Here is a 26,490-nt window from a genome sequence, read left to right as displayed (position 1 = left end):
GCTGCCTAGAACAGGCTGAGCAGCGCCTCCGTCGGATCCACGAGCCCGGTCCCGCCGTCCGGCAGCGCCATCTCGAACCAGACCGTCTTGCCGCGCGGCGTACGACGCGACCCCCACGCCGCGCTGAGCAGCCCGACGAGCTGGAGCCCGCGCCCGCCCTCGTCGGTGTCGCGGGCGCGGCGGCGGCGCGGCTGCACGAGCCCCGCGTCCCACACCTCGCACACCAGGGTGCGGTCGAGCAGCAGCCGGAGTCTGATGTCGCCCTCGCCGTACCGCAGGGCGTTGGTGACCAGCTCGCTGACGAGCAACTCGGTGGTGTCGACCAGGGGTTCGAGCTCCCAGGTGGTCAGCTGCTCCCGCGCGAGCTCGCGCGCGAGGCCCACCGACTTGGGTTCGCGCGGCAGCGTCCAGTCACCCACGTTCTCGCTGGGCAGCCCCTCGATCCGGGCCATGAGCAGGGCGATGTCGTCCTCGCCGTGGTGCGTGTCGAGGGTGGTGAGGACGTGGTCGCAGACGTCCTCCAGGGCGGGCGCGGGATCGTCCAGGACCGCTCGGAAAGCCGAGAGCCCCTCGTCGAGCGGGTGATCGCGGGACTCGACCAGCCCGTCGGTGTAGAGGGCGAGCAGTGACCCCTCGGGCAGTTCGACCTCCACCTCCTCGAACGGTTCACCGCCCACGCCGAGCGGCATCCCGGGCGGCACATCGAGCATGAGGGCGCCGTCGCCGGGCGCGACGAGGACGGGCGGCAGGTGCCCGGCGTTGGCGAAGGTGCAGCGCCGGGTGACGGCGTCGTAGACCGCGTAGACGCAGGTGGCGAGGTAGACCTCGGACAGGTCGGCGTCGGACGGCTTGCTGCGGGCGGCGCGGGTGGCCTGCTGGACGCCGCCGGGCGTGCCGAGCCCGCGCGCGATCTCGTCGAGCGCGGAGAGCACTTCAGCCGGCTCCAGATCGAGCAGCGCCAAGGTCCGCACCGCGGTCCGCAGCTCCCCCATGGCGACGGCGGCGCGCAGCCCGCGCCCCATGACGTCACCGATGACGAGCGCGGTGCGATGCCCGGGAAGCTCGATCACGTCGAACCAGTCGCCGCCGACCTCGGTCGCCGCGTTGCCGGGCAGGTAGCGGCAGGCGATGTCGAGCCCCGACGCCTCGGGGTTGTCCGGCGGCAGGAGCGAGCGCTGGAGGATCAGGGCTCGCTCGTGCTCGCGGCGGTACAGGCGCGCGTTGTCGATGCAGACCGCGGCGCGCGCGGCCAGCTCGACGGCGAGGGCCCGGTCCCGCTCGTTGAACGGCTCACTGCCCTTCGTACGGGAGAACTGCACGAGCCCCACGACGGTGTCGTGCGCGACCATCGGCACCGCGAGCGTGGACTGCACCAGATCGCCCGGCTTGGCGGGCAGCAACTGGGGCCGCGCGGTGCGCAGCGCGTCGGCACACGGGGAGTTGAACGGAAAACGGTGCACGGCGCCCACACCGACCGGCGCCTGCCCGCCCAGGTCCAGGAAGGGCACATCGGCGACGGCGCTGGCGGCGGCGACCCGGCGCAGCTCGGCGCTCCCGTCGGCGAGGCTGTGACTGCCGAGAGCCGCCTCGTCCCCCATCAGCAGCCCTTGGTACAGGTCGACGGAGGCCAGATCACAGAACCCGGGCACGACGACGTCGAGAAGCTCGCGCGCGGTGGTCTCGAGATCGAGCGAGTTGCCGATACGGGCGCCGGCCTCGTTGAGGAGCGCCAGATTCCGGCGGGCGTGCGCGGCCTCACGGGCGGCGGCGTGGCGCCGGGTGACGTCGGTGGAGAGCCCGGCGATCCCGATGGGCCGCCCGGAACCGCTGTGCACGCGGTAGAGGTTGATGGACCAGTGCCGCCGCTCCGAGGAGCCGGGCACGGTCCCGACGAGCTGCATGTCGGTGACGGCGTCCCCGGTCTCCAGGACGCGGCGCAGCGCGCCCTGCACCCGGTCGGCCTCGTGGCGCGGCAGATAGTCGTGGACGGTACGTCCCCGGTGGTCGTCGGCCTTGCCGCCGAAGACCGAGGTGAAGGTGCGATTGGTCCGCCGCACCTTGAGGTCGGTGTCGAACAGCAGAAAGCCGAACGGGGATTGTCCGAAAATGGCCTGCGAAGCGGCGAGATCCGTCTCGATGCGCCGCAGGGTCCGTACGTCGACGACGATGCAGACGGCGGCCCGTTCGCCGGACTCGGTGGTCGTCGGCATCACATAGACCTCGGCGCGCGCGGTGGGCCGGTCGGCGCCCGGCTCGGCGCCCTCCCGCGGCGGCGTCCGGAACGGCACGCTGCCCGTCCACTCGCGCCCGTCCAGGATCTCGGCCATCTTGCGGTGCCCGCGCTCCCGGAGGTCGGCGGGGACGAACGCCTCGATCGGGTCCTTGCCCACGGCGTCCTCGGCCGCGACCCCGAAGAGGTGCGCGGCGCGCAGGCTCCACTGGTCGATCAGCCCGTCGGGCCCGATGGAGAAGGAGGCGACCTTTATGTAGTCGTAGATCGATCCGGGCGGGTTCGACTGCCAGGTGTCGGACGCGCCCGCCTGGGCGCCCCGGTCCGCATCCCGCGCAGACTCCGTGCCCGAGCGGTCCTCGGACATCCCGGCCTTCGCTGGTATCTCGCTCACGCGAACCGTCCCCTCCAGCTCACCACGCCCGGCACCGGTCACCGGGGCGGCTGCCCGCAGTATCCAGCACTACGGGGCCGCGCAACACGGTGTTCACGATCACACCACGCTCCCGACGCTTTTTGGCCCGTCGGGGCCGATTGTTTCCGTACCCACGGTGGAGGTGCGCCCACACCCGACGCCCCGCACCCGCTGCCGAACACTTTGTCGACCCGTCCTGCCGATCCGTTTCTGCTCCCTCGTCTAACCAGGCAGCGCCAGCTCGAACCACACGGTTTTGCCACCCGTGCGCGGGTCCCCCGGTCTGGTGCCCCAGCGCCGGGAGGCCCCGGCGACCAGTTGCAGCCCCCGCCCGCCCTCGTCGTCATGGGCGGCGGTACGGGCACGAGGCGGATCGGGCATCGGATCGGAGACCTCCACGAGCAGCCCGCCGTACGGTTCCCGCTGCCGGCACAGACGCACCCCGATCGGCCCGGAGGCGTGCCGCATGGAGTTGGTGACCAACTCGCTGACCAGCAGGGCGGTCACATCACCGAGCTCACCGAGCCCCCAGTCGGCGAGCTGGGTCCGCACCGCCGCACGGGCTCTGCGGACCGCCGTGGGGTCGGCGGGGAAGGCCCACTCGGCGCAGTCGCCTTCGGTGTGGAACACGCCGATCACTTCCCTGGAACGCGATGAGCCCTGTCCGGTTTCAGAGGGTTAATCGCCATATACCCGGGTCGAACGTGGTGCTACCGCGTCGGGGGGTGCGTGGTGGTACGGACGGCGTACGCGGTGGCGCCGCAGGCGCGCGGGTGTCGCACCGGCCGGCGGAAGCCCCGGGCTCACCCCAGTGCGACCGTCTGCTTGACGGCGGGCACGTCCTGATCCAGCCAGTCGACGGACCAGATCTCATCGGGCCCGAGCCAGCGCAGTTCATCATGATCCTGCAGCGCGACAGGCGACCCGGAGACGAGCCGCGTTCGCCATACCCGCAGGACATGGCCCGGTTTCAGATCCCACTCCCCCGGAACGCGCTCCTCGGGCAGGGCCTCGACGCCCAGTTCTTCCCGGAGCTCCCGTACGAGGGCGTGCTCGGGGCTCTCGCCCGGCTCGACCTTCCCGCCGGGCAGTTCCCAGCGCCCCGCGAGTTCGGGGGGCGCACTCCGTCGCGCGGCGAGCAGGCGCCCCGCGTCGTCGTACAGGGCGGCGGCGACCACCACAACGGGTCCGGACGGAGTAAACGCAGTGGGCATGTGCCGGAGCCTACGGCCCCGTCAGTGCCCCGTCCCGTTCAGCCCCGGGTCCGCGTGCGGGGTGAGCCGCTCGATCCAGTAGAGCTGCTTGTTGCCGCGGTTGTCGAGGCTGTCCGCGGTGCGCTGGGCCTCGGCCTTGGTCGCGTACCTCCCGACGCGGTAGCGGTCGCCGTTGTCGTCCTCGCGAATGACAAGCCACGGAAGTGTGGTCGTGTTGTCCGTCATCGCGCCCCTCCACTCCCCGACTCCGGCTCGCATGATGCCCCGCCCCCTAAGCGTCCTGAGGAAACCGCAATCCGCATATGCCCGAGCCTACGCCTGACCTTTACGGAGCGGATACGAGTTGGCACAAAGAGATACGCAACAAGCCACGGAGCGGCGGCGCACGCCGGAAGACGGCAAAGGGGGCGCGCCGCGAAGGCGCGCCCCTATTTCCCCGCGCTCCCCACGTCAGGAAGACGCACGGGAGCGCGGCACGGAGAAGACCCCATGGAGCCACCCACCCGGCATGCCGTCAGCGCGAACAAGGCAGGCAAAGCGCAACCCAAGAAAGGCCAGATTCATTCGCAGGAGCGCCCTCAGGGCAGCCCCCCACCCACAGCCCCGCGGCCCCAGAGGGGCGCTTACTTCACCGGCAGGTGATAGGCGATGCGATACCGGTCGGCGGGAACGACGACATCGGCGGTCTCGACGGGTCTGCCGGAGGCGAAGAAGGTCCGGTGAATCACGAGAACGACATGCCCCGGCACGCCCCCCAGAGAGCTCAGCTCCTCGGCGAGCCCCGGACGGGCGGCGACCTCCTCCGTCATGTTGTCCACGACGACATCGATGGCCGCCATGCGCTCGACGACACCACACCCACCGAGCGGCCCTTCCTCGGGCAGCATGACCGGCGTGCGCCCGGTGACGGCCAGCGGCTCCCACGAGGTGGCGAGCATGACGGTCTCGCCCGAGTCCCGGTACACGTACTTGGTGCACATGACGCGGTCCCCCACCCGTACAGCGAGCCGCTCGGCGATGGCCCCGTCCGCCTCGATCTGCTCGCTGCGCGACTCCCAGGACCCCCTGGCGGTCGGATCGGCCTGCTCCTGCCGGAACGGGGTGGAGCCCCCGCCCGTCTGATAGCCGCTCCGGGCCACCCGCCGCGGCACGGGCCGCTCACGCACATAGGTACCGGACCCGGAGCGTCCCTCGACAAGCCCCTCGGCCATGAGAACCTTGCGGGCCTCCAGAGCAACGGTGTCGGAGACCCCGTACTCCTCACGGATCCGCGCCTGAGAGGGAAGCCGGGTGAGCGGCGGCAGTGAGCCGTTGACGATCTTCCTGCGCAGATCTCCCGCGACGCGCAGGTACGCCGGCTGCTCACCGAATGCCACTGGTTGTTTCCCCTCGAATCCCCATCAGATTGACAGACAGCAACAGCGTGGCAACCGTGGGTTGAGCCATGCAAGCAAAGGCCAGGGAATCACCCGAAGTGATGACATGCAGCGCCGGAGGTCTTTACTCAGCGACTTTCTCCAGGTAGTGCACTATTCACACATCGACCAGCGCCCCGACAGCACATCCGGCTCACCGAATCCGACTGTCGGCCAGGCCCGTCTTGAGCCCGGCCCCGCACAGCGGAACAACAGCCGAACGCCCATTGAGCACGGAGGCCACGGACCCGCCGTCCCGGGTGGCCGCCCAGCAAGCGGCACCAGTGGACTCCACGAACAGACCTCGCGAGGCCAGATCCGACTGAGCATGCCGGATCTGGTCTTCCGTCACCGTATGGAAAGCCCCGCCCGACTCCCGGACGACCCGCAGGATCTGCCGGGCGCGAGGAGGCAGAGGAATGGCGATCCCCTCGGCGAAGGTGGGCACGGCAGCGGCGGCTTCGGCCACGTCCTCCTCCCCCGCACTCCACGCCTCGGCCAACGGCGCGACGGCGGCGGCCTGCACGGCATGCAGGGCGGGCCGCCGGCCGATCAGCCCGGCACTGTGCAGTTCGGCGACAGCGAGCGCGGCCCCGAGCAGCAGAGTCCCGTTCCCCACAGGCAGAACAAGCACCTCGGGCAGCCGCCCCCCGAGGTCCTCCCAGATCTCATGCACGTACGTCTTGGTCCCGTGGAGGAAATAGGGGTTGAAGACATGGCTGGCGTAGAAGACCCCAGGCTCGCCGGCCGCGACCCGAGCCGCACGCGCGGCGGCCTCCCGGCCCCCGTCCACCACCTCGACCCGGGCCCCGTGCGCCCGAATCTGCTCCGTCTTCTTCTCGGAAGTCCCCTCAGGCACGTAGACGGTGCAAGCCAGCCGCGCCCGCGCACAGTAGGCGGCCACGGCGGTCCCCGCGTTCCCGCTGCTGTCGGCGATGACACGCTCGGGCCGCAGCCGCCCGGCAAGCGCGGCAAGCATCACAGCCCCCCGATCCTTGAAGGACAGGGTCGGCATAAGAAAGTCCAACTTGGCGGAGACGTCCCCGACAAGCGGCACAAGAGGCGTACGCCCTTCTCCGAGGGAACACTCCGGAGGCCCGCCCAAGGGCAGACACTCGGCATACCGCCACAGGGAGTTGACCCGCCCGCTCAACGAAGAGATCGAGGCAGGCGTAGGCGCCCAGTCAAGGTCGAGCGGCCCCCGGCACAAGGGACAGCACCACTCGAGAGACCCACCAGAAACACGGGTCCCGTCAACGGGGCAGTAGCAATCAGGAAGGGCGGCGGTCATGAGGGCACCCTAGGGCCGGTCTGGGTATGTCCGCGCGCAGCACAGCGGCACGCGGTGAGGGCACCCGAAGAGATCGACGACGCCACCAAGACGGCGAGCACGGACGTGCCCCGTACTCACCCAGGCACTGTCGGACAGAACGGATGGCCGCTGGAAAGCCCCAGACGGCCACCCTCCATTCTCGGCGCAGCCCTCAGACGTTGAACCGAAAACCGTAGCGCAGAGCTCGCTCCCCCACCTGCGGAAAAGCGGGCTTGGCGGCGGCCATCCAGCACAGGCGTTCTATCCCGGCACCATGGGCGGCTCAGACGTCGACCAGCCTTCGTCAATCCGTCCATCCCCTCGCTCCACTGGCTCGTCCGTGTCTAGGTATTAACTCCTCCCCGCGCTGCCCTGTCGTGGACTACCTTTGCCATGCACCGCGTGCCCTCCCCGGAGGGTGTACGCGACGTGACCAGGGGAGTACGCAATGCCCTTCGGTTCGGTGACGCAGCTCCATGGTGCGCTCCCGGCGGGAGCCATCCGGCGCCGTCACCGATCAAAGCGAAGGGGACGCATTCCTGTGGTTGCCATCGAGTACATGCCCAAGCACCGCACCTGGGTCCGTGATGTCCTGGTTGGCATCGCGGCGAGCCTCGGCTCGAACCTGACGTGGGCTCTGGCGCAGGTCGTGGTGCACCGCCTCGGCTGAGCCGGGCGGTGGGCGGGCCTCCGGGGGCTCGCCCACCTTCATTTGCGGCCGGGTACTCTGCAGAACGTCATTGCGGCCCGACGGGCTTCCGCTCCGCTTCGGCGAAGTCACGAAGGACATGCCCCCACCCGCACGAGTCAACTCGTGCCTGGGGACCCTTCGTGCTCCTGCAACTGCCCGCAGCCGAACTCGGCCGACTCATCGTGGCCCGAGCCGGATCTGCGCACCTTCCGCTCACCGAGCACCTGGTTCACGAGCATTCCCGGCGCAAGGAAAGAGCGGCCGGCCAGGGAGACATCGCTTCCTGGAACAACAGCGTCCCCGTAGTGGTCAAGGCCCTGCTGGACTGCGGCCTCGACGAAGTCGAGGTACAGGTCGAGGTCGACCTGCCACACACCAACTCCGCCATCGACCTGGTGCTGTGCGGCCGGCATCCCGGTACGGGCATGGATTCGTACCTTGCGGTTGAGCTGAAGCAGGTACGACACGCCACTGTGGACCCTCTGTGCCCCATCGCCGTCGATCTCGGCTTCGGCGACGGGAAGAACAAGCTGCATCCGGTCCGGCAGGTCCAGCGCTACTGCGAGTACATGCTGCGCTATCTGCCCCATCTTCGTGAGAACGAAAACCAGTTGATGGGTGTGGCACTGCTCCACAACGCACGTGACGCCGATGTGGAGGCGCTGTTCGGTCTGCCGGAAACCGACCACGGTTTCCTCTACACCCTTGATGATCTGGCTCGCTTTCGACGAGTCCTTACTTCGAGATTCGCGGCCGCATCCGGGAAACGGGCAGCATCCGCGCTGGAGCAGGCCCGCCAGGACCCATTGTTAAAGGTCACTGATGTGGCCCGTCAACGCTCCGTCGTTGGTGGCGGTCTGACGCTCCTCGACGAGCAGTACGTCGCGGTCGACCGGATCACCCGGCACCTGGAGAAAACCTCCCACTTCACCGGCTTCGACTTCGGGTTGTTCTACGACGCCGAAGCCGCCTACGTCCAAGCTCCCGACCCTGGCGTCAAGCGTGTCTACATCCTGCGAGGCGGCCCTGGCAGCGGTAAGAGCGCAGTAGCCCTCGAGTTGCAGCGCGCCCTCGGACTCAAGGGCCGCGAAGCCGTGCTGGCCAGCGGCTCTCACGCCTACACGGAGACTCTGCGCGAGATCATGCTCAGCACGGCCCGCCGAGGGCAGACAGCGGACAAGCGCCGCGCAGCCAACAGGCTGTACCGCTATTTCAACAGCTTCAGCGAGAGCCCACCGGACAGCATTGACGTCCTCATCTGCGACGAGGCGCACCGCATGCGACGCAGCTCGACATACCGTTGGATGCCGAAAAATCTGCGAGACGACGACCGGCCGCAGGCAACCGAGGTGATAAGAGCCGCGAAAGTGCCGATCTTCCTGCTCGACGATCACCAGTCGATCCGCCCGGACGAGGTGGGCACTGCGACGTATCTCAAAGAGCTCGCTGAGGACATGGGCTGCGACGTCGAAGTGACCGAACTGGAGGGCACGTTCCGAGCAGGCGGCAGCAAGCGGTACCAGCGCTGGGTCCAACAACTGCTGGGCCTTGACGCCTCCGATCCGGTGGCCTGGAGACCCGACGGGAGGATGACGCTGACGGTCGCCGACTCCCCCGGGCAGATGGAGCGGTTTATCCGGGAGCGCCATATGGAAGGGGCCACGGCTCGTATTACCGCGGGCTTCTGCTGGCCATGGAGCAACCCGGACGGAGAACAGCTTGTCGACGATGTACACATCGGGGACTGGCGTCAGCCTTGGAACGTGAAGCCGGAGCACAGCGTCCCGAACGCACCACGGTCGGACCTGTGGTCGACCGATCGCCGTGGTGTGGACCAGATCGGCTGCGTCTATACAGCACAGACCTTCGAATACGACTGGAACGGCGTCATTATCGGTCCCGATCTACTCTTTCGTAGGGGCAAGTTTAAGGTGGCCCGTAGTGCTTCCTGCGATCCCGCCTTCCGGAGTCCAATCGACGACGCGATAGTCACCCGGTGCGTCCTCAACGCCTACCACGTGCTTCTCACCCGCGGCGTGGTCGGCACCGTGGTCTACGCGGTCGACCCGGCGACCCACAACGAGTTGCGCCGGCTCATCACCGGCGCCATCGGCATGCAGCACTACGATGGCGCCCAGCCGAAGCTCACCGCTGAAGGATCACAGCTGCCACCTGCCTACCGCAGACGGCACAGGTAACCTTGATCCCGACGTAGCTGCGGCCCGCCGGGCTTCCGCTCCGCCTGGCGGAGTCACGAAGGACATGCCCCCACCCGCACGAGATTCTTCGTGCTGCCTGGGGGCATGTCTTGCTGTTCCGCGACTCTGCCGCAGCGGTCGCCGCCGAGTGCCACTCCGGCGCCCTGTTCTTCCGCTTGACGGAGCAGTTCGTGCATGTGCACGGCCACAAGCCCGGTCCATCCGAAGTCCGCTCGTGGGAGCGGAGCATCCCTGTGCTCGCGAGCGCACTCAACGATGCCGGTCTCGAGCAGGTGGAGGTGCTCCTAGAGTACGGACTGCCGCTGAGCAGCAAGCGGGCCGATGCCGTACTGGCCGGTGTGCACCCCAAGACCGGGCTGCCGTCTTACGTCATCGTGGAGCTGAAGCAGTGGAGCAGCGCGGAGCCGGACGACGACGATCCGTCGCTGTGCCGCATCGACTCATACGCTCGGGCGGTACTGAATCCAGTCGACCAGGTACGCGGCTACTGCGAGTACCTCGTCTCCTTCAACGGAGCCCTGGCTAAGCACCCGGAACGCGTCAATGGTGCCGCATACCTGCACAACGCCACCGAGTTTGGCGTCGGCGGGCTTTTCGAGGCGGAGCAAGACCAATACGGCCAGCTCTTCATCGGTGCGCGACGCAGCGAGTTCATCGCCTATCTGCGTGCGAAGCTGACGCCGGAGTCAGGTGCTTCGGCTGCGGACGAGCTCGTCAACGGGAAGATCGGGCCATCCAAGCAACTCATGGCGGTGGCTGCCCAAGAGGTCCGTGCACGCGAGCAGTTCGTCCTGCTGGACGAACAGCAGATCGCGTACCGCACTGTCCTGAAGGCCGTCCGCCGCGCCAAGCATTCCGACCACAAAGAGGTCGTGATCGTCACCGGTGGGCCCGGCACTGGCAAGAGCGTCATCGCCCTGTCGCTCCTCGGTGAGCTGTACCGGCAGGGCACCACCGCGCTGCACGCGACGGGCTCCAACTCGTTCACGACGACCATGAGGAAGGTTGCCGGGGCCCGGAAGCGTGAGGTGCAGGACCTCTTCAAATACTTCAACAGCTTCATGACCGCCGAGCGCAACAGCCTCGACGTCCTGATCTGTGACGAGGCCCATCGCATCCGGGCGACATCGGCCAACCGCTACACACCGGCGTCGAACCGAACCGGCAAAACCCAGATCGAGGAACTTATCGACGCGGCACGCGTCCCGGTCTTCCTGCTCGACGAGCATCAGGTCGTTCGGCCCGGCGAAATGGGCACGGTCGCGGAGATCAAGGCGGCCGCCGCGAAGAAGGGGCTTCAATGTCGGGTGGTGCCGCTGGACAGCCAGTTCCGGTGCGGTGGCAGCGACGCATATCTGCGCTGGGTGGTGAGGCTATTGGGCCTTGAGCCAGGCGGCCCGGTGGAATGGGAGCCCGACGACAAGATGCACCTCACGGTCGCAGGCAGCCCTCAGGAGCTGGAGGCGTTCCTTGATAACCGCCGCTCGCAGGGGTACAGCGCGCGCATGTCCGCAGGCTACTGCTGGAAGTGGACGAAGAAGGTGCCACCCGGGCAGGCGTTGCCTGCGGACGTCGTCATCGGGGAGTGGGAACGGCCCTGGAACGTCTTCGGTGATCGGTCCGTCGGGGGCGCGCCTCCGGCCGCGCTGTGGGCAACCGATCCGGCCGGTTTCGGGCAAGTGGGCTGCGTTTATACCGCGCAGGGCTTCGAGTACGACTGGAGCGGCGTCATCATAGGTCCCGATCTGGTGTGGCGCGGCGACCGCTGGGTCACCGATCGTTCAGCGTCCAAGGATCCGGTCTTCAAGAAGTCCGCCCTGGACGCCGATGTGGACCGGCTGATCCGCAACACGTACAAGGTGCTGCTGACGCGGGGAATGATCGGCACGGTGGTGTACTCGACCGATGCCGAGACACGCGAAAAGCTGCGTGAGCTGACCGGCGCGACCGCTGGTTTCGCCACCGTGTGATCTGCTGACCCTCGTCCGGCACGGAACGCCGAGCGGTCGGCGGCAGGCCCAAGGGTGGCGCAAACTCTCTCCCACTACCCCGCACGAGACTGGCAATGCAAAACGGACGCCCTGCGTTCAGTAGTGATAGCGAGCCGCGAGGACCACGATCCCCTTGTCCGTGACCAGGTCCACAAGGCGGTGCTCCTCGTCGATCCGTCTCGACCACGCCCCGGGCAAGTGGTACTTCAACGGCTCGGACTTGCCGATCCCGGCGAAGGGGTCACGCTTGACGTCCTCGATGAGCTTGTTGATCCGAGCGAGCGTCTTGCGGTCGTTCTTGGGCCAGGACGTGCAGTCCTCCCAGCCCTGATCCTCGAAGACAAGCCTCACGCGCCACCCGCTGCGGGATCCGCCGCATCCGGATCGACCAGCTCGCGCTCCGACACGTTGACGTTGCTCAGGGCGTTCTCGTACGCCTTGAGCAGTCGCCGTGCGTTCGCAGGCGAGCGCAGTAGGTAGGAGCCCTCGCGCAGCGCCGCGTAGTCCTCGGCCGAGACAAGCACGGCGTTACCGTGCTTGGAGACGATCTCGATGGCCTCGTGGTCGTCGTTGACCAAGGGGCCGGCACCCGGAGGGAGCCGACCCCGCTTGACCTGCATGTTTGGCAGGTCGCCAATGTGGCGTTACTGCATTCGCTCAGACGTTGAAGCGGAACTCGACGACGTCCCCGTCCTGCATCACGTACTCCTTGCCCTCCATACGCGCCTTGCCGGCGGCGCGGGCCTCGGCCACGGAACCGGTCTCCACCAGGTCGTCGAAGGAGATGACCTCCGCCTTGATGAAGCCCTTCTGGAAGTCGGTGTGGATGACACCGGCCGCCTCGGGGGCGGTGGCGCCCTTCTTGATGGTCCAGGCGCGGGATTCCTTGGGACCGGCGGTCAGGTAGGTCTGGAGGCCGAGGGTGTTGAAGCCGACCCGGGCGAGGGTGGCGAGACCCGGCTCCTCGGCGCCAACGGACTCCAGGAGCTCCATCGCGTCGGCCTCGTCGAGCTCGGCGAGGTCCGCCTCCAGCTTGGCGTTGAGGAAGATCGCCTCGGCGGGGGCGACGAGGGCGCTCTGCGCGGCCTTGAAGTCGTCGTCGGTCAGCTCGTCCTCGTCGACGTTGAAGACGTAGAGGAAGGGCTTCGTGGTGAGGAGGTGCAGATCGTGCAGGAGCTCCTCGTTGCCGGAGCCCTGGACGATGCCCTGGGAGAAGAGGGTGTCGCCCTTCTCGAGGATCGCCTTGGCCGCCTCGACCGCCGCCACCTTCGGCGCCACGTCCTTCTTGATGCGCGACTCCTTCTGGAGGCGCGGCAGGACCTTCTCGATGGTCTGGAGGTCGGCGAGGATCAGCTCGGTGTTGATCGTCTCGATGTCGTCCTTGGGCGAGACCTTGCCGTCGACGTGGACGACGTTCTCGTCCTGGAAAGCGCGGATGACCTGGCAGATCGCGTCGGACTCACGGATGTTCGCGAGGAACTTGTTGCCCAGGCCCTCGCCCTCGGAGGCACCGCGCACGATGCCCGCGATGTCGACGAAGTCGACGGTCGCCGGCAGGACCTTCTGGGAGCTGAAGATCTCGGCCAACTTGTCGAGACGCGGGTCGGGCACCCCGACCACGCCCACGTTCGGCTCGATCGTGGCGAACGGGTAGTTGGCCGCGAGCACGTCGTTCTTGGTCAGGGCGTTGAACAGGGTCGACTTGCCGACATTCGGCAGACCGACGATTCCGATCGTGAGCGACACGTTGCGACTTCCCGTACGTGGTGGGCGCTGATGGCCAGAGCTGATGGATGGGCGTAGGCAGTCCACCAGTCTACGGCCTGACCGCAACCGATCCGGCTCCGCACGCATCTGTATCGAACGGGCGACCTACCCGACAGACAACGACCAAGGTCGACCAAAACGCGTGTCCTTCGGCCTATTCCACACATAAGCCCACCTATCTTGGGCCTGTGGAGCAACCCAGGACGCGTCCCGCGCAACCCCGGCAACCCCGCCCCCGCCGCACGGCCCCGCTTCCGCCGCAGGCGCAGGGTGGCCGCGACGTGCGCGCGACGGCCCCGGACACGGCCGACGGAACCGTGGCCGTCTACCGAAGCGGGCGACAAGGAGGCAAGGTGCCACCGATCCTGCGGGCGCTGCGCCGCTTCCCCGGCCCACGCCTGACGGGCCTCGGCAGCGGCCTGTTCTGCCTGGCCGCGATGGTGCTGTCCGGCGCCCTGGACCGGCTCCTGTTCGACGGGGCCGCAGCCGTGTACGGCGTACTGTTCCTGCTGGTGAGCGCATTGAGCGCGGGTTGGGTGCGGAAGGCGGACCTGGTGACGGCGCCGGTCGCGGCGCCGATCTCGTTCGCCGTCGGGGCGCTGCCGATCGCGGACGGGGCGGGCGGCGCGGGCGCGCGCCTGATGGGCCTCTTCACCACGCTCGCGCTGAACGCGGGGTGGCTCTACGCCGGCACCCTGGTCGCCGTGGCGATCGTCGGCGTACGCAGGGTGCGGCTCATGGCGCGCCGGGCGGCGCAGCGACGGGCCGCCGGACAGCAGCCGGCGTCACGCTCGGCGGCTCCGGCGCCCCGTCGCCGTACGGCGTAGCGCCACGAAGCAATCCCGGGAAGAGGGCGCTACGCGCGCGAGGCAGCCATGGCCGCCCCCACGATCCCCGCGTTGTTCTGCAACTGCGCGGGCACCATCTCGGCCTTGATGCCCTCGATCAGCGGCAGGAACTTGTGCGCCTTGCGGCTGACGCCGCCACCGATGACGAACAGGTCGGGCGAGAACAGCATCTCGACGTGGGCCAGGTACTTCTGGACGCGGTGCGCCCAGTGCTCCCAGCTCATGTCGTGGTCCTCCTTGACCTTGGTGGAGGCGCGGCGCTCGGCGTCGTGGCCGTCGAGTTCGAGGTGGCCGAGTTCGGTGTTGGGGACGAGGACGCCGTCGCTGAACAGGGCGCTGCCGATGCCGGTGCCGAAGGTGAGCAGCATGACGGTGCCCTTGTGGCCCTGGCCCGCGCCGAAGTGCATCTCGGCCACGCCCGCCGCGTCCGCGTCGTTGAGCACGGTGACGGGCATACCGCCGAGCTTGGCGCTGAGCAGGGCGCGCGCGTCGACGTCGATCCAGCTCTTGTCGACGTTGGCGGCGGTACGGACCGTCGAGCCGCCGGTGACGACGCCGGGGAAGGTGATGCCGACCCGGTCGCACCGTCCACCGAAGCTGTCGACGACCTGCTTGACGCCGTCGGCCACCGCGTCCGGGGTGGCCGGTTGCGGCGTCAGCACCTTGAACCGCTCCTGGGCGAGGTCTCCCCGCTCAAGATCGACCGGGGCACCCTTGATCCCGGATCCGCCGATGTCCACACCGAAGATCTCCATGGGCACCACCGTACGACGCCGGGGCGCCGGTCACTTCTCGGAGCGGGAACCCTGCATCAGGGCGGCGGCCTCGGCGCGCAGGTCGCGGCGGAGCTCCTTGGGCAGGGAGAACGTGATGGACTCCTCGGCGGCCTTGACGATCTCCACGTCGGCGTAGCCGCGCTGCGAGAGCCACTCCAGGACCTCCTCGACGAGGACGTCGGGGACGGAGGCGCCGGAGGTGACCCCGACGGTCGTGACGCCGTCCAGCCAGCCCTCCTCGATCTCGGAGGCGAAGTCCACGAGGTACGCCTCGCGCGCGCCCGCCAGTTTGGCGACCTCGACGAGCCGCTTGGAGTTGGAGGAGTTGCGCGAGCCGACGACGATGACGAGCTCGGAGTCGGCGCCCATCTGCTTCACGGCGAGCTGACGGTTCTGCGTGGCGTAGCAGATGTCGTCGCTGGGCGGCGAGACGAGGCCGGGGAACTTGGTCTTCAGGGCGTCGACCGTCTCCATCGTCTCGTCGACGGAGAGCGTGGTCTGGGAGAGCCAGACGACCTTGGACGGGTCGCGGACCTCGACCTTGGCGACGTCCTCGGGGCCGTCGACCAGGGTGATGTGGTCGGGGGCCTCGCCGGAGGTGCCGATGACCTCCTCGTGGCCCTCGTGGCCGATCAGGAGGATGTCGAAGTCGTCGTTGGCGTAGCGGATCGCTTCCTTGTGGACCTTGGTGACCAGGGGGCAGGTCGCGTCGATGGTGGCGAGCTTGCCGCGCTCGGCCTCCTCGTGCACGGTCGGGGCGACGCCGTGCGCGGAGAACATCACGATGGCGCCCTCGGGCACCTCCTCCGTCCGCTCGACGAAGACGGCGCCCTTTCGCTCGAGTGTTTGCACGACGTACTTGTTGTGCACGATCTCGTGGCGGACATAGATGGGAGCGCCGTACTGCTCCAGGGCTTTCTCGACGGCGATCACGGCACGGTCCACACCGGCGCAGTAGCCACGGGGGGCGGCGAGCAGGACGCGGCGGGAGCCAGTGGTAGCAGTCATGCCTCCATCGTAAGGCCGCGTCCAGCAGGCCGAAGATCGGCCGCGTGGGGAGACTGGGAGCCCGCGATCCACGGAGGCCCGATGTCCGCACCTGCCGCCCCCGAGGTCCCGGACGGCGCGCTCCGCCGCGACCTCGGCTTCCGTGACCTCGTCGTCTACGGGCTTCTCTTCATCGCTCCCATGGCGCCCGTCGGCGTCTTCGGCACCCTGGACGCGAAATCGCACGGCGCGGTCGCCCTGGTCTACATCGTGGCGACCGTCGCAATGGCGTTCACCGCTTTCAGCTACGCCCAAATGGTGCGGGTCGCTCCGCGGGCGGGGTCCGTGTACGCCTACGCGCGCGTGGGGCTCGGCAAGGGCCCGGGGTTCATCGCGGGCTGGATGGCGATGCTGGACTACCTGCTGATCCCCGCCGTGGCCTATCTCTTCTCCGGCATCGCGATGAACGCGCTGGTGCCGTCGGTCTCACGCTGGGTGTGGACCGCCCTGGCAGTAGTGATCACCACGCTGCTCAACCTGTGGGGCGTACGGGCGGCGGCCAGGGTCGGTTTCGCGGTCCTGGCGCTGGAGATCGTCGTGCTCCTGGTCTTCATGGTCTCGGCGATCGTGGTGCTCGCGCGGGACGGGGCGCAGCGGGACTGGCTCTCGCCGCTGTCCGGGGACGGGACGCAAGGCGCGTTCGCCTTGTCGGCGGTGATCGGCGCGGTGTCGATCGCGGTCCTCTCCTACCTGGGCTTCGACGCGATCGCGACGTTCGCGGAGGAGGTGACGGGCGGCTCGGCGAAGGTGGCGCGGGCGGTGCTGTTCTGTCTGGCGCTGACGGGTGTGCTGTTCGTGGCGCAGACGTACCTGGTGGCGCTCCTGGAGCCGGTGACCTCGGCGCGGCTCGCGGCCGACCCGGGCAGACAGGGCTCGGCGTTCTACGACGCGGTCGACTCGTCCGTCGGGGGCTGGCTGCATGACCTTGTGGCGGTCAGCAAGGCGATCGGGGCGGCGTTCGCGGCGCTCGCCGGGCAGGCGGCGGCGGGCCGTCTCCTCTTCGCGATGGCCCGCGACCGCCGCCTCCCGAAGAGTCTGTCGCGCACCAATTCGGGCGTCCCGCGCGCGGCGCTGCTCGTCGCCGCGGTGATCACGCTCGTGGCGGCTGTCTGGGCGGCCCGCCGCGACGACGGTATGGACCATCTGGTCTCGGTGGTCGACATCGGCGCCCTGACGGCGTTCACGCTGCTGCACGCGAGCGTGGTCGGCTATTTCGCCGTACGACGCCGGGGCGGCCCGGTGAGCTGGTGGCGCCACCTCCTGGTCCCGCTGCTCGGCGCGGCGATCACGATCGCCGTGATCGTGGAGGCGTCGGGCGCGGCGCAGGTGGTCGGGGCGGTCTGGCTGGTGATCGGCGTCGCGGTACTGCTGGCCCAGCGCGGCCGGACGGGCGGCCCGGACGCGGACGCGGATCCGGCCCCGGACGGGGGAACCGGTCGGCCGCGGGCTTAGGGCCGGCTTAGGGCCTGTCTGACCATTCCCGTCTGCCCCGCGACGCCTGGCACGCTCCCCCGAACTCTTCGAGCAGGGCGACCCCACTCGCCGCACCGGGCACAAGACCAAGTACGTCCGGTACGAGGCGAGCCCCCCGAACGCAAGCCGACGCACGCCCCGCGCTCCGGCCCCGCCTCCATGCCGGGCCGCCGAGCCGCCGAGCCGCCGAACGCAACATGAGCACTCCGTCCCCGGCCCGTCGGCGGCGCAGCCCTGTCAGTCCCGGCGGTTACCCTCGCGGCATGGCTGCCAATACGTCCCCGGACGCCCCGCTCCCCGTAGGAGAGGTGTCCCGGCTCATCGGCGGATGGATCGACCGGCTCGGTGCCGTGTGGGTCGAGGGGCAGATCACCCAGCTCTCCCGCAGACCCGGCGCCGGAGTCGTGTTCCTGACGCTGCGCGACCCGTCGTACGACATCTCGGTGTCGGTCACCTGCTACCGGCAGGTGTTCGACGCGGTGGCGGACGTGGTCCGCGAAGGGGCCCGGGTGGTCGTGCACGCGAAACCCGAGTGGTACGCGCCGCGCGGCCAGCTCTCGCTGCGCGCCACGGAGATCCGCCCGGTCGGCGTCGGCGAGCTGCTCGCCCGCCTGGAGATGCTGAAGAAGTCGCTCGGCCAGGAGGGCCTCTTCGCGGCCGACCGCAAGAAGCCGCTGCCGTTCCTGCCGCAGCTGATCGGGCTCGTGTGCGGCCGTGCGTCGGCCGCCGAGCGCGACGTGCTGGAGAACGCGCGCCACCGCTGGCCCGCCGTCCGCTTCGAGGTGCGCAATGTGCCCGTGCAAGGCGTGCACGCCGTGCCGCAGGTCGTCCAGGCGGTGAAGGAGCTGGACGCGATCGACGCCGTCGACGTGATCATCGTCGCGCGGGGCGGCGGCAGCGTGGAGGACCTGCTGCCCTTCTCCGACGAGCAATTGGTACGGGCGGTGGCCTCCTGCCGTACGCCCGTGGTCTCCGCGATCGGCCACGAGCCGGACAGCCCGCTCCTTGACCTGGTCGCCGACCTGCGCGCCTCGACGCCGACGGACGCGGCGAAGAAGGTCGTGCCGGACGTCGGCGAGGAGTACGAGCGGGTGCGCTGGCTGCGCGACCGGGCCCGGCGCTGCATGGAGGCGTTCATCGACCGCGAGGAGCGGGGCCTGGCCGCGGCTCTCTCCCGGCCCTCGATACAGGACCCGCACCGCATGATCGACGAGCGCGAGGAGCAGGTCGCGGCGCTCGCCGGGCGGGCCCGCCGCACACTCGGCCACCTACTGGACCGTGCGGAGTCCGACCTGACGCACACCCACGCGCGCGTGGTCGCCCTCTCCCCCGCGGCCACGCTCAAGCGCGGCTACGCGGTACTGCAGAAGGCGGACGGCCACGTGGTCCGCGCCCCGGACGAGACGGCGCCGGACGAGGAGCTGCGCGCCAGGGTCGCCGAGGGCGAGTTCACCGTACGCGTCACACCCACTCACACCTCTCACACCTGAGGACGGACAACCGCATGACCACCACCGACACGGCCGACGCGGCCCTCGGCTACGAACAGGCCCGGGACGAGCTGATCGACGTCGTACGCCGGCTCGAGACCGGCGGCACCTCCCTCGAGGAGTCCCTCGCCCTGTGGGAGCGCGGGGAGGAGCTGGCCAAGGTGTGCCGCCGCTGGCTGGACGGCGCACGGGCGCGGCTCGACGCGGCGCTCGCGGACGAGGACGACGGCGAGGGCGAGAGCGGGGGCGAGGGCGCCGGGGAAGAGTGACCCCGGCGCCCCGAGTGAACAGGGTCACCGAGGGTTTGGTTGAAAGTTGAACCTCATCCGCGTACTGTCGTGGGTACCGGCTGATCCGGAACGGATCGGATCGCCACAGCCGGCACGCCGAACGTCTGTACCGAGAAGGTTGATCGATGTCTCTCGTTCTTGACCCCGCCGCCCAGGACCTGCTCTTCCGCGAGGCCCGCACCGCGAACACGTTCACCGACGAGCCGGTGACCGACGAGCAGGTCCAGGCGATCTACGACCTGGTCAAGTTCGGCCCGACCGCCTTCAACCAGTCGCCGCTGCGCATCACCCTGGTCCGCTCCGCCGAGGCCCGTGAGCGCCTCGTGGGCCTCATGGCCGAGGGCAACCAGCCGAAGACCTCCGCCGCCCCGCTGGTCGCGATCCTCTCCGCGGACAACGAGTTCCACGAGGAGCTCCCGGCTCTGTTCCCGCACTTCCCGGCCGCCAAGGACGCCTTCTTCTCCGAGCGCCCGGTCCGCGAGCAGGCCGCGCTGGTCAACGCCACGCTGCAGGCCGGCTACTTCATCGTCGGCGTGCGCGCCGCCGGCCTGGCCGCGGGCCCGATGACCGGCTTCGACTTCGCCGCCGTCCAGAAGGAGTTCCTGGACGACGACCACACCCCGCTGATGATCGTCAACATCGGCAAGCCGGGCGAGGACGCCTGGTTCCCGCGCTCCCCGCGCCTGGAGCTCGACCAGGTCATCACGACCGTCTGAGCCCCACCCGTACGCATGTGAAAGGGCCCCGGCACCAGCCGGGGCCCTTTCACGTGCACACGCACACGTACTCGCATGCACACGCACACGCACACGTACTACTGAGCGGCGTCCTCGCCCTTCTTCATCTCCAGCGCCTCCGCCATCTTCGTCAGCTGCCCGAAGTCGGCCGTGCCGGTGACCAGAGTCGTCGACCCCTTCTCCGTCAGCACCAGGGCGTCGTACTTCTCGCCCTTGTAGCGCCGCCACTCCTTGCCGTCGATGGTCTGCTTGCGGCTGGTCGCCTCGGCGCCCTGGCTGGCGTCCTCGATGAACCGGGCCGGCTTGTCGGTGGACTGCTCGACGGCGACGTACTGGCCCTCGGGGTCGAGGAAGCCGAGGTGCCATGCCTCGTTCGGCTCGCCCGCGTACCGCACGGAGGTCGGCTTCCACGCCTTGGGCAGGCCCATGGGGGCGGCCACCGGGTACGAGGCCGCGCGCCGGGCCGTGAGCAGCTCGATGCGGTAGTCGACGCGCTTGATCGGCGGCTGCTTGGAGTCGTCATGCGGGATGAACGCGTAGGCGACACCGGCCGCGACGACGCAGACGCCGAGCGAGAGGACCAGGCTGCCGACCGTCTTCTTGCCATTTCTTCCTGCCACGCGCCCCATCGTCGCAGGTCGCCGGATGATCTCCGGCGGGAGGTCCCGAACGCGCCACCTGGCACCGTGAAGTCCGCTCATACGTGGGGCGGCCTGCTCAGATTGTCGTACTGGCGATAGAGTCGGCCGTGATAACCCTCGCCCGCCCGCCCGTCTCCCGCCCCCGCCCTTCTGCAGAGCCCTCCGGGCGCCCCTCCTCATGTGTCGTATCCCGGTGAAACCCGGATCAGAAAGGTGCGTCTCGATGACCGAGCATCGCCAGCTTCCGTCCGAGCTCGAGGTCCCCTCCGAGGCCCCGGACCGCAACCTCGCCCTCGAACTCGTCCGCGTCACCGAGGCCGCGGCGATGGCCGCCGGCCGCTGGGTCGGCCGCGGCGAGAAGAACGGGGCGGACGGCGCCGCCGTGCGCGCCATGCGGACCCTCGTCTCCACCGTGTCGATGGACGGCGTCGTCGTCATCGGCGAGGGCGAGAAGGACGAGGCGCCGATGCTGTTCAACGGCGAGCGCGTGGGGGACGGGACGGGCGCCGAGTGCGACATCGCCGTGGACCCGATCGACGGCACCACGCTCTGCGCCAAGGGCATGCCGAACGCCATCGCGGTCCTGGCCGCCGCCGACCGCGGCACGATGTTCGACCCGTCCGCCGTCTTCTACATGGACAAGCTGGTCACCGGCCCCGAGGCCGCCGACTTCGTGGACATCAACGCCCCCGTGTCGGTCAACATCCGCCGGGTCGCCAAGGCGAAGAAGGCGGCGCCCGAGGACGTCACCGTCGTCATCCTCGACCGGCCGCGCCACGACGGCATCATCAAGGAGGTCCGGGAGACCGGCGCCCGGATCAAGCTGATCTCCGACGGTGACGTCGCGGGCTCGGTGCTCGCGGTGCGCGAGGGCTCCGGCGTCGACCTGCTCCTGGGCATCGGCGGCACCCCCGAGGGCATCATCTCGGCGTGCGCGATCAAGTGCCTCGGCGGTGTCATCCAGGGCAAGCTGTGGCCGAAGGACGACGCGGAGCGGCAGCGGGCGCTCGACGCGGGCCACGACCTGGACCGCGTCCTGTCCACGGACGACCTGGTCTCGGGCGAGAACGTGTTCTTCGTGGCCACCGGCATCACCGACGGCGAGCTGCTGCGCGGCGTGCGCTACGGCTCCGAGACGGCGACGACCTCGTCCCTGGTGATGCGGTCCAAGTCCGGCACCATCCGGCAGATCGACTCCCAGCACCGGCTGAGCAAGCTGCGCGCGTACAGCGCCGTCGACTTCGACCGGGCCAAGTAGACCCGCCGCTTGCGCACCGCTACGTGCGCGGGGGCGCCCCCGGGGTCTGGGGGCGCCCCCGCTCACGTACGCGTACGGACTAACCCGCCGCGGCCACCGCCCGCGCCGACTTCTTGAGCTCGACCTCGCGGCGGCGCCTGCGGGCGAGGACCACGCGGCGCTCGGCCGCGGTCAGGCCGCCCCACACCCCGTACGGCTCCGGCTGGAGCAGGGCGTGCTCGCGGCACTCGACCATCACCGGGCAGCGGGCGCAGACCCGCTTGGCCGCTTCCTCGCGCGACAGGCGCGCGGCGGTGGGTTCCTTGGATGGGGCGAAGAAGAGTCCCGCCTCGTCGCGCCTGCACACGGCCTCCGTGTGCCATGGTGCGTCCTGGTCCCGGTCCCCCACGGGCACCCGCTGCGGCGGGACAGCGGCGACCTGCAGGGACTGATGCGGCGGATGCAGCACGGTCTACTCCTGACGACGGCTTACGACGGCTTTCGCGAGCGAGAGACGATGCAGCAAGCTCTACCCGCTGTGTCGACGCCTATGCACTGAGTTCCGAAGAGCGGAAGTGCCGGTACCCGCAGGGGAGTTCACCGCCGGTGCCGTCAGGGTGTGCGCGTGGTCAGTCCAGGTGCTTGCGCAAACGTTTGTCGACGTACCTGCCGACGTACTTGTGCAGGTCGGCGATGATCTTGCCGCGCTTGGGCCGCGCCTCGATGCTGCCGAGGACGGCGACACCGTCGACATGGACGACGGGCGCCTGGGGGTCGGCGGCGTCGAGCGTGTCCACCTCGAAGCTGCCGAGGACGCCGCCGCCGCTGCCGCGCAGCGAGATGTTCTCCGGGACGCGGATCTCGACGCTGCCGAAGACCGAGACCGCGCGGATGTAGACCTGCTGGTGCTCGAAGATCGCCTCACTGAGGTCGATCTCGACGCTGCCGAAGACGGCGTACGCGTGCGTGCGGCGGCTCACGCGCCAGCGGCCCTTGCGGGTGGCGGCGCTGAACACCGCCACCAGGTTCTCGCCCGGCCCTGCCGGGATCGCGCCGGGCGCGGGGCGGCCCGGCGCCGCGTCCGCGGCGGGATGCGCGGCATGCGCCCCGGGCAGGTCACGGACGAGCGGCTCCAGCTCGCCCACCGTCTTGGCGCGGTAGACGCCGTCGATCCGCTCGGCGTGCTCGTCCGCGTCGAGCCGCCCCTCGGCGAGCGCCTCGCGCAGGATGTCCGCGATGCGGTCGCGGTCGGCGTCGGAGGCGCGCAGGTCGGTCGGGTCCGCCGCGGGGGCGCTCGGCTGGGGGCGCTTGTGAAGGTCCACGGCAGCAGCGTACCCAAACGCGATAGATCGCGACTAGGCCCCAGCCCCTCGGGATTCAACGATCCGGGCCGGCGAACTGAGCCTTACCTCACAGCGGCGCGCTCGTCGCCAGGTTCTACGCTGGTTGGCGCTGCCAACGAATGCCAGCCGCTGTCTGCCGAGTGAGGAATGGGCGAGATGCCTGAGTTCGCGTACACCGATCTGCTTCCCCAGGGCGAGGACACCACGCCGTACCGGCTGGTGACCTCGGAGGGTGTCTCCACCGCCGAGGGGCCGGACGGCCGTACGTTCCTGAAGGTCGAGCCCGAGGCGCTGCGCAAGCTCGCCGAGGAGGCCGTCCACGACATCCAGCACTACCTGCGCCCGGCCCACCTCGCGCAGCTGCGCCGCATCGTGGACGACCCGGAGGCGTCGGGCAACGACAAGTTCGTCGCGCTCGACCTGCTGAAGAACGCGAACATCGCGGCGGCGGGCGTCCTTCCGATGTGCCAGGACACGGGCACGGCGATCGTCATGGGCAAGCGCGGCCAGAACGTCCTCACCGAAGGTGAGGACGAGAAGGCGCTCTCCAAGGGCATCTACGACGCGTACCAGAACCTGAACCTGCGCTACTCGCAGATGGCCCCGCTGACCATGTGGGACGAGAAGAACACCGGCTCGAACCTGCCCGCGCAGATCGAGCTGTACGCGACCGACGGTGGCGCATACAAGTTCCTCTTCATGGCGAAGGGCGGCGGCTCGGCCAACAAGTCGTTCCTGTACCAGGAGACGAAGGCCGTCCTGAACGAGGCCTCCATGATGAAGTTCCTGGAGCAGAAGATCCGCTCGCTCGGCACGGCCGCCTGCCCGCCGTACCACCTGGCGATCGTGGTCGGCGGCACGTCGGCCGAGTACGCGCTGAAGACGGCGAAGTACGCCTCCGCGCACTACCTGGACAACGTCCCCTCCGAGGGCTCCGAGCTGGGCCACGGCTTCCGCGACAAGGAGCTGGAGGAGAAGGTCTTCGAGCTGACGCAGAAGATCGGGATCGGCGCGCAGTTCGGCGGCAAGTACTTCTGCCACGACGTCCGTGTGGTCCGCCTGCCGCGGCACGGCGCCTCCTGCCCCGTAGCCATCGCGGTCTCCTGCTCGGCGGACCGCCAGGCCGTCGCGAAGATCACCGCCGAGGGCGTCTTCCTGGAGCAGCTGGAGACGGACCCGGCGCGCTTCCTCCCCGAGACGACCGACGAGCACCTCGAAGAGGGTGACGTCGTCGAGATCGACCTCAACCAGCCGATGGACGCGATCCTCGCCGAGCTGACCAAGTACCCGGTGAAGACCCGCCTCTCGCTGACCGGCCCCCTGGTCGTGGCCCGCGACATCGCGCACGCCAAGATCAAGGAGCGCCTGGACGCGGGCGAGGAGATGCCGCAGTACCTGAAGGACCACCCGGTGTACTACGCGGGCCCGGCCAAGACGCCGGAAGGGTACGCGTCGGGCTCCTTCGGCCCGACCACGGCAGGCCGCATGGACTCCTACGTCGAGCAGTTCCAGGCCGCGGGCGGCTCCAAGGTGATGCTCGCCAAGGGCAACCGCTCGCAGCAGGTCACCGACGCCTGTGACGCGCACGGCGGCTTCTACCTCGGCTCCATCGGCGGCCCGGCCGCCCGTCTGGCGCAGGACTGCATCAAGAAGGTCGAGGTCGTCGAGTACGAGGAGCTCGGCATGGAGGCGGTCTGGAAGATCGAGGTCGAGGACTTCCCGGCGTTCATCGTCGTCGACGACAAGGGCAACGACTTCTTCCAGAACCCGGCGCCCGAGCCGACGTTCACGCACATCCCGGTGCGCGGCCCCGGTCTCGCGTAACCACGCGCGCGTGCCCGCCGGACGGGCTGAATCACACGGCCCGTCCGGCGTTTCCCGGCGTTTCTCCGGGAACACCACCGCTCTCCCCCGTGCTGTACGGGGTATGAGCGACTACCGGATCGAACACGACTCCATGGGCGAGGTGCGGGTCCCCGCCGACGCGAAGTGGCGGGCGCAGACCCAGCGCGCCGTGGAGAACTTCCCCGTCTCCGGGCAGCGCATCGAGCGCGCCCACATCGAGGCCCTTGCCCGTATCAAGGCGGCGGCGGCGAAGGTCAACGCGGAGCTCGGCGTCCTCGACAAGGACATCGCCGAGGCGGTCGCGGACGCGGCGGCGGAGGTCGCCGAGGGCCGCTGGGACGACCAGTTCCCGGTGGACGTTTTTCAGACAGGATCCGGCACCTCCTCCAACATGAACACCAACGAGGTGCTCGCCACGCTCGCCACCGAGCGCCTCGGCCGTGACGTCCACCCGAACGACCACGTCAACGCCTCGCAGTCGTCCAACGACGTCTTCCCCTCCTCGATCCACATCGCGGCGACGGCCGCCGTCACCCACGATCTGATCCCCGCCCTCGAACACCTCGCCGCCTCCTTCGAGCGCAAGGCGGAGGAGTTCGCCGACGTCGTGAAGTCCGGGCGTACGCACCTGATGGACGCCACGCCGGTCACGCTCGGCCAGGAGTTCGGCGGCTACGCGGCGCAGGTCCGCTACGGCGTCGAGCGGCTGAAGTCCGCCCTGCCCCGGCTGGCCGAACTCCCCCTCGGCGGCACGGCGGTGGGCACCGGCATCAACACGCCGCCCGGGTTCCCGGCCGCGGTGATCGCCGAGGTCGCGCGGGTCACGGGCCTGCCGCTGACCGAGGCCCGCGACCACTTCGAGGCGCAGGGCGCGCGCGACGGCATCGTGGAGACCAGCGGGCAGTTGCGGACCGTCGCGGTCGGCCTGACGAAGATCGCCAACGATCTGCGCTGGGCGGCGTCGGGCCCGCGCACCGGGCTCGCCGAGATCAACCTGCCGGACCTGCAGCCCGGTTCGTCGATCATGCCGGGCAAGGTCAACCCGGTCGTCCCGGAGGCGACGCTGATGGTCGCGGCGCAGGTCATCGGCAATGACGCGACGGTGGCGACGGCGGGCGCGGCCGGCAACTTCGAGCTGAACGTCATGCTCCCGGTCATCGCCAAGAACATCCTGGAGTCGATCCGGCTGCTCGCCAACGTCTCCCGGCTGCTCGCCGACCGCACCGTCGACGGCATCACCGCCAACCGCGAACGGGCCCGCGAGTACGCGGAGTCCTCCCCGTCCGTCGTCACACCGCTCAACAAGTACATCGGCTACGAGGAGGCGGCCAAGGTCGCCAAGAAGTCGCTCGCGGAGCGCAGGACGATCCGTGAAGTCGTGCTGGAGGGCGGCTATGTGGAGCGCGGAGACCTGACGGAGGCACAGCTCGACGAGGCGCTCGACGTCCTGCGGATGACGCACCCGTGACGCATGGGGCGCCAGAGGCGTACGAGGCGGCCGGATGACGT

Annotated in this window: 25 protein-coding genes; 11 read left to right on the top strand and 14 right to left on the bottom strand. The window is 69.4% G+C overall.

Annotated elements, in window-relative coordinates; translation table 11 throughout:
* Positions 1 to 5: 5 nt before the first annotated feature.
* The 6 genes from ACH4RC_RS11770 to ACH4RC_RS11745 all read right to left on the bottom strand — a co-directional run bounded on the left by ACH4RC_RS11770 (position 6) and on the right by ACH4RC_RS11745 (position 6,565).
* Positions 6 to 2,624 (bottom strand): SpoIIE family protein phosphatase, encoded by a 2,619-nt coding sequence (locus tag ACH4RC_RS11770; protein ID WP_398198525.1) that lies wholly within the window; start codon positions 2,622 to 2,624, stop codon positions 6 to 8.
* A gap of 243 nt (positions 2,625 to 2,867) precedes the next feature.
* A complete protein-coding gene (locus tag ACH4RC_RS11765; RefSeq protein ID WP_398198523.1) occupies positions 2,868 to 3,275 on the bottom strand; it encodes an ATP-binding protein in 408 nt (135 codons plus the stop codon).
* A 173-nt stretch (positions 3,276 to 3,448) separates the two neighbouring features.
* On the bottom strand, positions 3,449 to 3,859 hold the full coding sequence (locus tag ACH4RC_RS11760; protein ID WP_398198521.1) for a (deoxy)nucleoside triphosphate pyrophosphohydrolase: 411 nt from the start codon (positions 3,857 to 3,859) through the stop codon (positions 3,449 to 3,451).
* 21 nt (positions 3,860 to 3,880) lie between these two features.
* Entirely contained in the window at positions 3,881 to 4,084 is a 204-nt protein-coding gene (locus ACH4RC_RS11755; protein ID WP_398198519.1) for an SPOR domain-containing protein, read from the bottom strand.
* Between the two features lie 398 nt (positions 4,085 to 4,482).
* Entirely contained in the window at positions 4,483 to 5,235 is a 753-nt protein-coding gene (locus ACH4RC_RS11750) for a GntR family transcriptional regulator (RefSeq protein ID WP_398198517.1), read from the bottom strand.
* Positions 5,236 to 5,428: 193 nt separating this feature from the next.
* Complete coding sequence (locus ACH4RC_RS11745; protein WP_398198514.1) at positions 5,429 to 6,565, bottom strand: pyridoxal-phosphate dependent enzyme; 1,137 nt, start codon at positions 6,563 to 6,565, stop codon at positions 5,429 to 5,431.
* A gap of 562 nt (positions 6,566 to 7,127) precedes the next feature.
* On the opposite strand from ACH4RC_RS11745, the gene ACH4RC_RS11740 reads away from it, so the two are divergent.
* The 3 genes from ACH4RC_RS11740 to ACH4RC_RS11730 all read left to right on the top strand — a co-directional run bounded on the left by ACH4RC_RS11740 (position 7,128) and on the right by ACH4RC_RS11730 (position 11,466).
* A complete protein-coding gene (locus ACH4RC_RS11740; protein ID WP_398198511.1) occupies positions 7,128 to 7,256 on the top strand; it encodes a DUF6408 family protein in 129 nt (42 codons plus the stop codon).
* Positions 7,257 to 7,417: 161 nt separating this feature from the next.
* Complete coding sequence (locus ACH4RC_RS11735) at positions 7,418 to 9,475, top strand: DUF2075 domain-containing protein (protein WP_398198508.1); 2,058 nt, start codon at positions 7,418 to 7,420, stop codon at positions 9,473 to 9,475.
* Positions 9,476 to 9,585: 110 nt separating this feature from the next.
* A complete protein-coding gene (locus ACH4RC_RS11730; protein WP_398198506.1) occupies positions 9,586 to 11,466 on the top strand; it encodes a DNA/RNA helicase domain-containing protein in 1,881 nt (626 codons plus the stop codon).
* Positions 11,467 to 11,583: 117 nt separating this feature from the next.
* On the opposite strand, the gene ACH4RC_RS11725 is transcribed toward ACH4RC_RS11730, so the two are convergent.
* From ACH4RC_RS11725 to ychF, 3 genes are all read right to left on the bottom strand, one after another.
* Positions 11,584 to 11,838: a Txe/YoeB family addiction module toxin gene (locus ACH4RC_RS11725; protein WP_398198503.1), complete on the bottom strand. Its 255-nt coding sequence runs from the start codon at positions 11,836 to 11,838 to the stop codon at positions 11,584 to 11,586.
* Positions 11,835 to 12,065 carry a type II toxin-antitoxin system Phd/YefM family antitoxin gene (locus ACH4RC_RS11720; protein ID WP_398198500.1) on the bottom strand — a complete coding sequence of 77 codons (231 nt, stop codon included), beginning with the start codon at positions 12,063 to 12,065 and terminating at the stop codon, positions 11,835 to 11,837. Before ACH4RC_RS11720 ends, ACH4RC_RS11725 begins: the two co-directional genes overlap by 4 nt.
* A gap of 79 nt (positions 12,066 to 12,144) precedes the next feature.
* Complete coding sequence (gene ychF, locus ACH4RC_RS11715; protein ID WP_398198498.1) at positions 12,145 to 13,233, bottom strand: redox-regulated ATPase YchF; 1,089 nt, start codon at positions 13,231 to 13,233, stop codon at positions 12,145 to 12,147.
* 374 nt (positions 13,234 to 13,607) lie between these two features.
* Here ychF and ACH4RC_RS11710 point away from each other — a divergent pair, with 374 nt between their 5' ends.
* Positions 13,608 to 14,081: a DUF6542 domain-containing protein gene (locus tag ACH4RC_RS11710; protein WP_398198496.1), complete on the top strand. Its 474-nt coding sequence runs from the start codon at positions 13,608 to 13,610 to the stop codon at positions 14,079 to 14,081.
* Between the two features lie 29 nt (positions 14,082 to 14,110).
* Here ACH4RC_RS11710 and ppgK read toward each other — a convergent pair whose 3' ends face one another.
* Together ppgK and ACH4RC_RS11700 are read right to left on the bottom strand one after the other, a co-directional pair.
* Complete coding sequence (gene ppgK / locus ACH4RC_RS11705) at positions 14,111 to 14,857, bottom strand: polyphosphate--glucose phosphotransferase (protein ID WP_398198494.1); 747 nt, start codon at positions 14,855 to 14,857, stop codon at positions 14,111 to 14,113.
* A gap of 30 nt (positions 14,858 to 14,887) precedes the next feature.
* Entirely contained in the window at positions 14,888 to 15,886 is a 999-nt protein-coding gene (locus ACH4RC_RS11700) for a 4-hydroxy-3-methylbut-2-enyl diphosphate reductase (RefSeq protein ID WP_398198491.1), read from the bottom strand.
* A gap of 81 nt (positions 15,887 to 15,967) precedes the next feature.
* Here ACH4RC_RS11700 and ACH4RC_RS11695 point away from each other — a divergent pair, with 81 nt between their 5' ends.
* The 4 genes from ACH4RC_RS11695 to ACH4RC_RS11680 all read left to right on the top strand — a co-directional run bounded on the left by ACH4RC_RS11695 (position 15,968) and on the right by ACH4RC_RS11680 (position 19,894).
* On the top strand, positions 15,968 to 17,377 hold the full coding sequence (locus tag ACH4RC_RS11695; protein ID WP_398198488.1) for an APC family permease: 1,410 nt from the start codon (positions 15,968 to 15,970) through the stop codon (positions 17,375 to 17,377).
* 284 nt (positions 17,378 to 17,661) lie between these two features.
* A complete protein-coding gene (xseA, locus tag ACH4RC_RS11690; RefSeq protein WP_398198484.1) occupies positions 17,662 to 18,888 on the top strand; it encodes an exodeoxyribonuclease VII large subunit in 1,227 nt (408 codons plus the stop codon).
* Positions 18,889 to 18,902: 14 nt separating this feature from the next.
* A complete protein-coding gene (locus tag ACH4RC_RS11685; RefSeq protein WP_398198481.1) occupies positions 18,903 to 19,157 on the top strand; it encodes an exodeoxyribonuclease VII small subunit in 255 nt (84 codons plus the stop codon).
* Positions 19,158 to 19,303: 146 nt separating this feature from the next.
* A complete protein-coding gene (locus tag ACH4RC_RS11680) occupies positions 19,304 to 19,894 on the top strand; it encodes a malonic semialdehyde reductase (RefSeq protein WP_398198478.1) in 591 nt (196 codons plus the stop codon).
* Positions 19,895 to 19,992: 98 nt separating this feature from the next.
* Here ACH4RC_RS11680 and ACH4RC_RS11675 read toward each other — a convergent pair whose 3' ends face one another.
* Positions 19,993 to 20,535 (bottom strand): DUF4245 domain-containing protein, encoded by a 543-nt coding sequence (locus ACH4RC_RS11675; RefSeq protein WP_398198475.1) that lies wholly within the window; start codon positions 20,533 to 20,535, stop codon positions 19,993 to 19,995.
* A 244-nt stretch (positions 20,536 to 20,779) separates the two neighbouring features.
* Between ACH4RC_RS11675 and glpX the strand changes: the two genes are divergently transcribed.
* On the top strand, positions 20,780 to 21,814 hold the full coding sequence (gene glpX / locus ACH4RC_RS11670; RefSeq protein ID WP_398198472.1) for a class II fructose-bisphosphatase: 1,035 nt from the start codon (positions 20,780 to 20,782) through the stop codon (positions 21,812 to 21,814).
* Between the two features lie 79 nt (positions 21,815 to 21,893).
* Here the strand turns inward: glpX and ACH4RC_RS11665 are convergent, their stop codons facing one another.
* A complete protein-coding gene (locus ACH4RC_RS11665) occupies positions 21,894 to 22,262 on the bottom strand; it encodes a WhiB family transcriptional regulator (RefSeq protein WP_398198469.1) in 369 nt (122 codons plus the stop codon).
* Between the two features lie 160 nt (positions 22,263 to 22,422).
* Positions 22,423 to 23,115, bottom strand: a complete 693-nt coding sequence (locus ACH4RC_RS11660; protein WP_398198467.1) for a DUF1707 domain-containing protein — start codon at positions 23,113 to 23,115, stop codon at positions 22,423 to 22,425.
* 177 nt (positions 23,116 to 23,292) lie between these two features.
* On the opposite strand from ACH4RC_RS11660, the gene ACH4RC_RS11655 reads away from it, so the two are divergent.
* Entirely contained in the window at positions 23,293 to 24,960 is a 1,668-nt protein-coding gene (locus ACH4RC_RS11655; RefSeq protein WP_398198464.1) for a fumarate hydratase, read from the top strand.
* A 103-nt stretch (positions 24,961 to 25,063) separates the two neighbouring features.
* Positions 25,064 to 26,449 carry a class II fumarate hydratase gene (locus ACH4RC_RS11650; RefSeq protein ID WP_398198461.1) on the top strand — a complete coding sequence of 462 codons (1,386 nt, stop codon included), beginning with the start codon at positions 25,064 to 25,066 and terminating at the stop codon, positions 26,447 to 26,449.
* Positions 26,450 to 26,490 lie beyond the last annotated feature (41 nt).

Origin of the sequence: Streptomyces sp. NPDC016845 (assembly GCF_044332585.1) — a bacterium.
GTDB lineage: Bacteria > Actinomycetota > Actinomycetes > Streptomycetales > Streptomycetaceae > Streptomyces.
The sequence above is the reverse complement of the archived record's forward strand: the minus strand, read 5'-3'. Positions and strand labels throughout refer to the sequence as shown.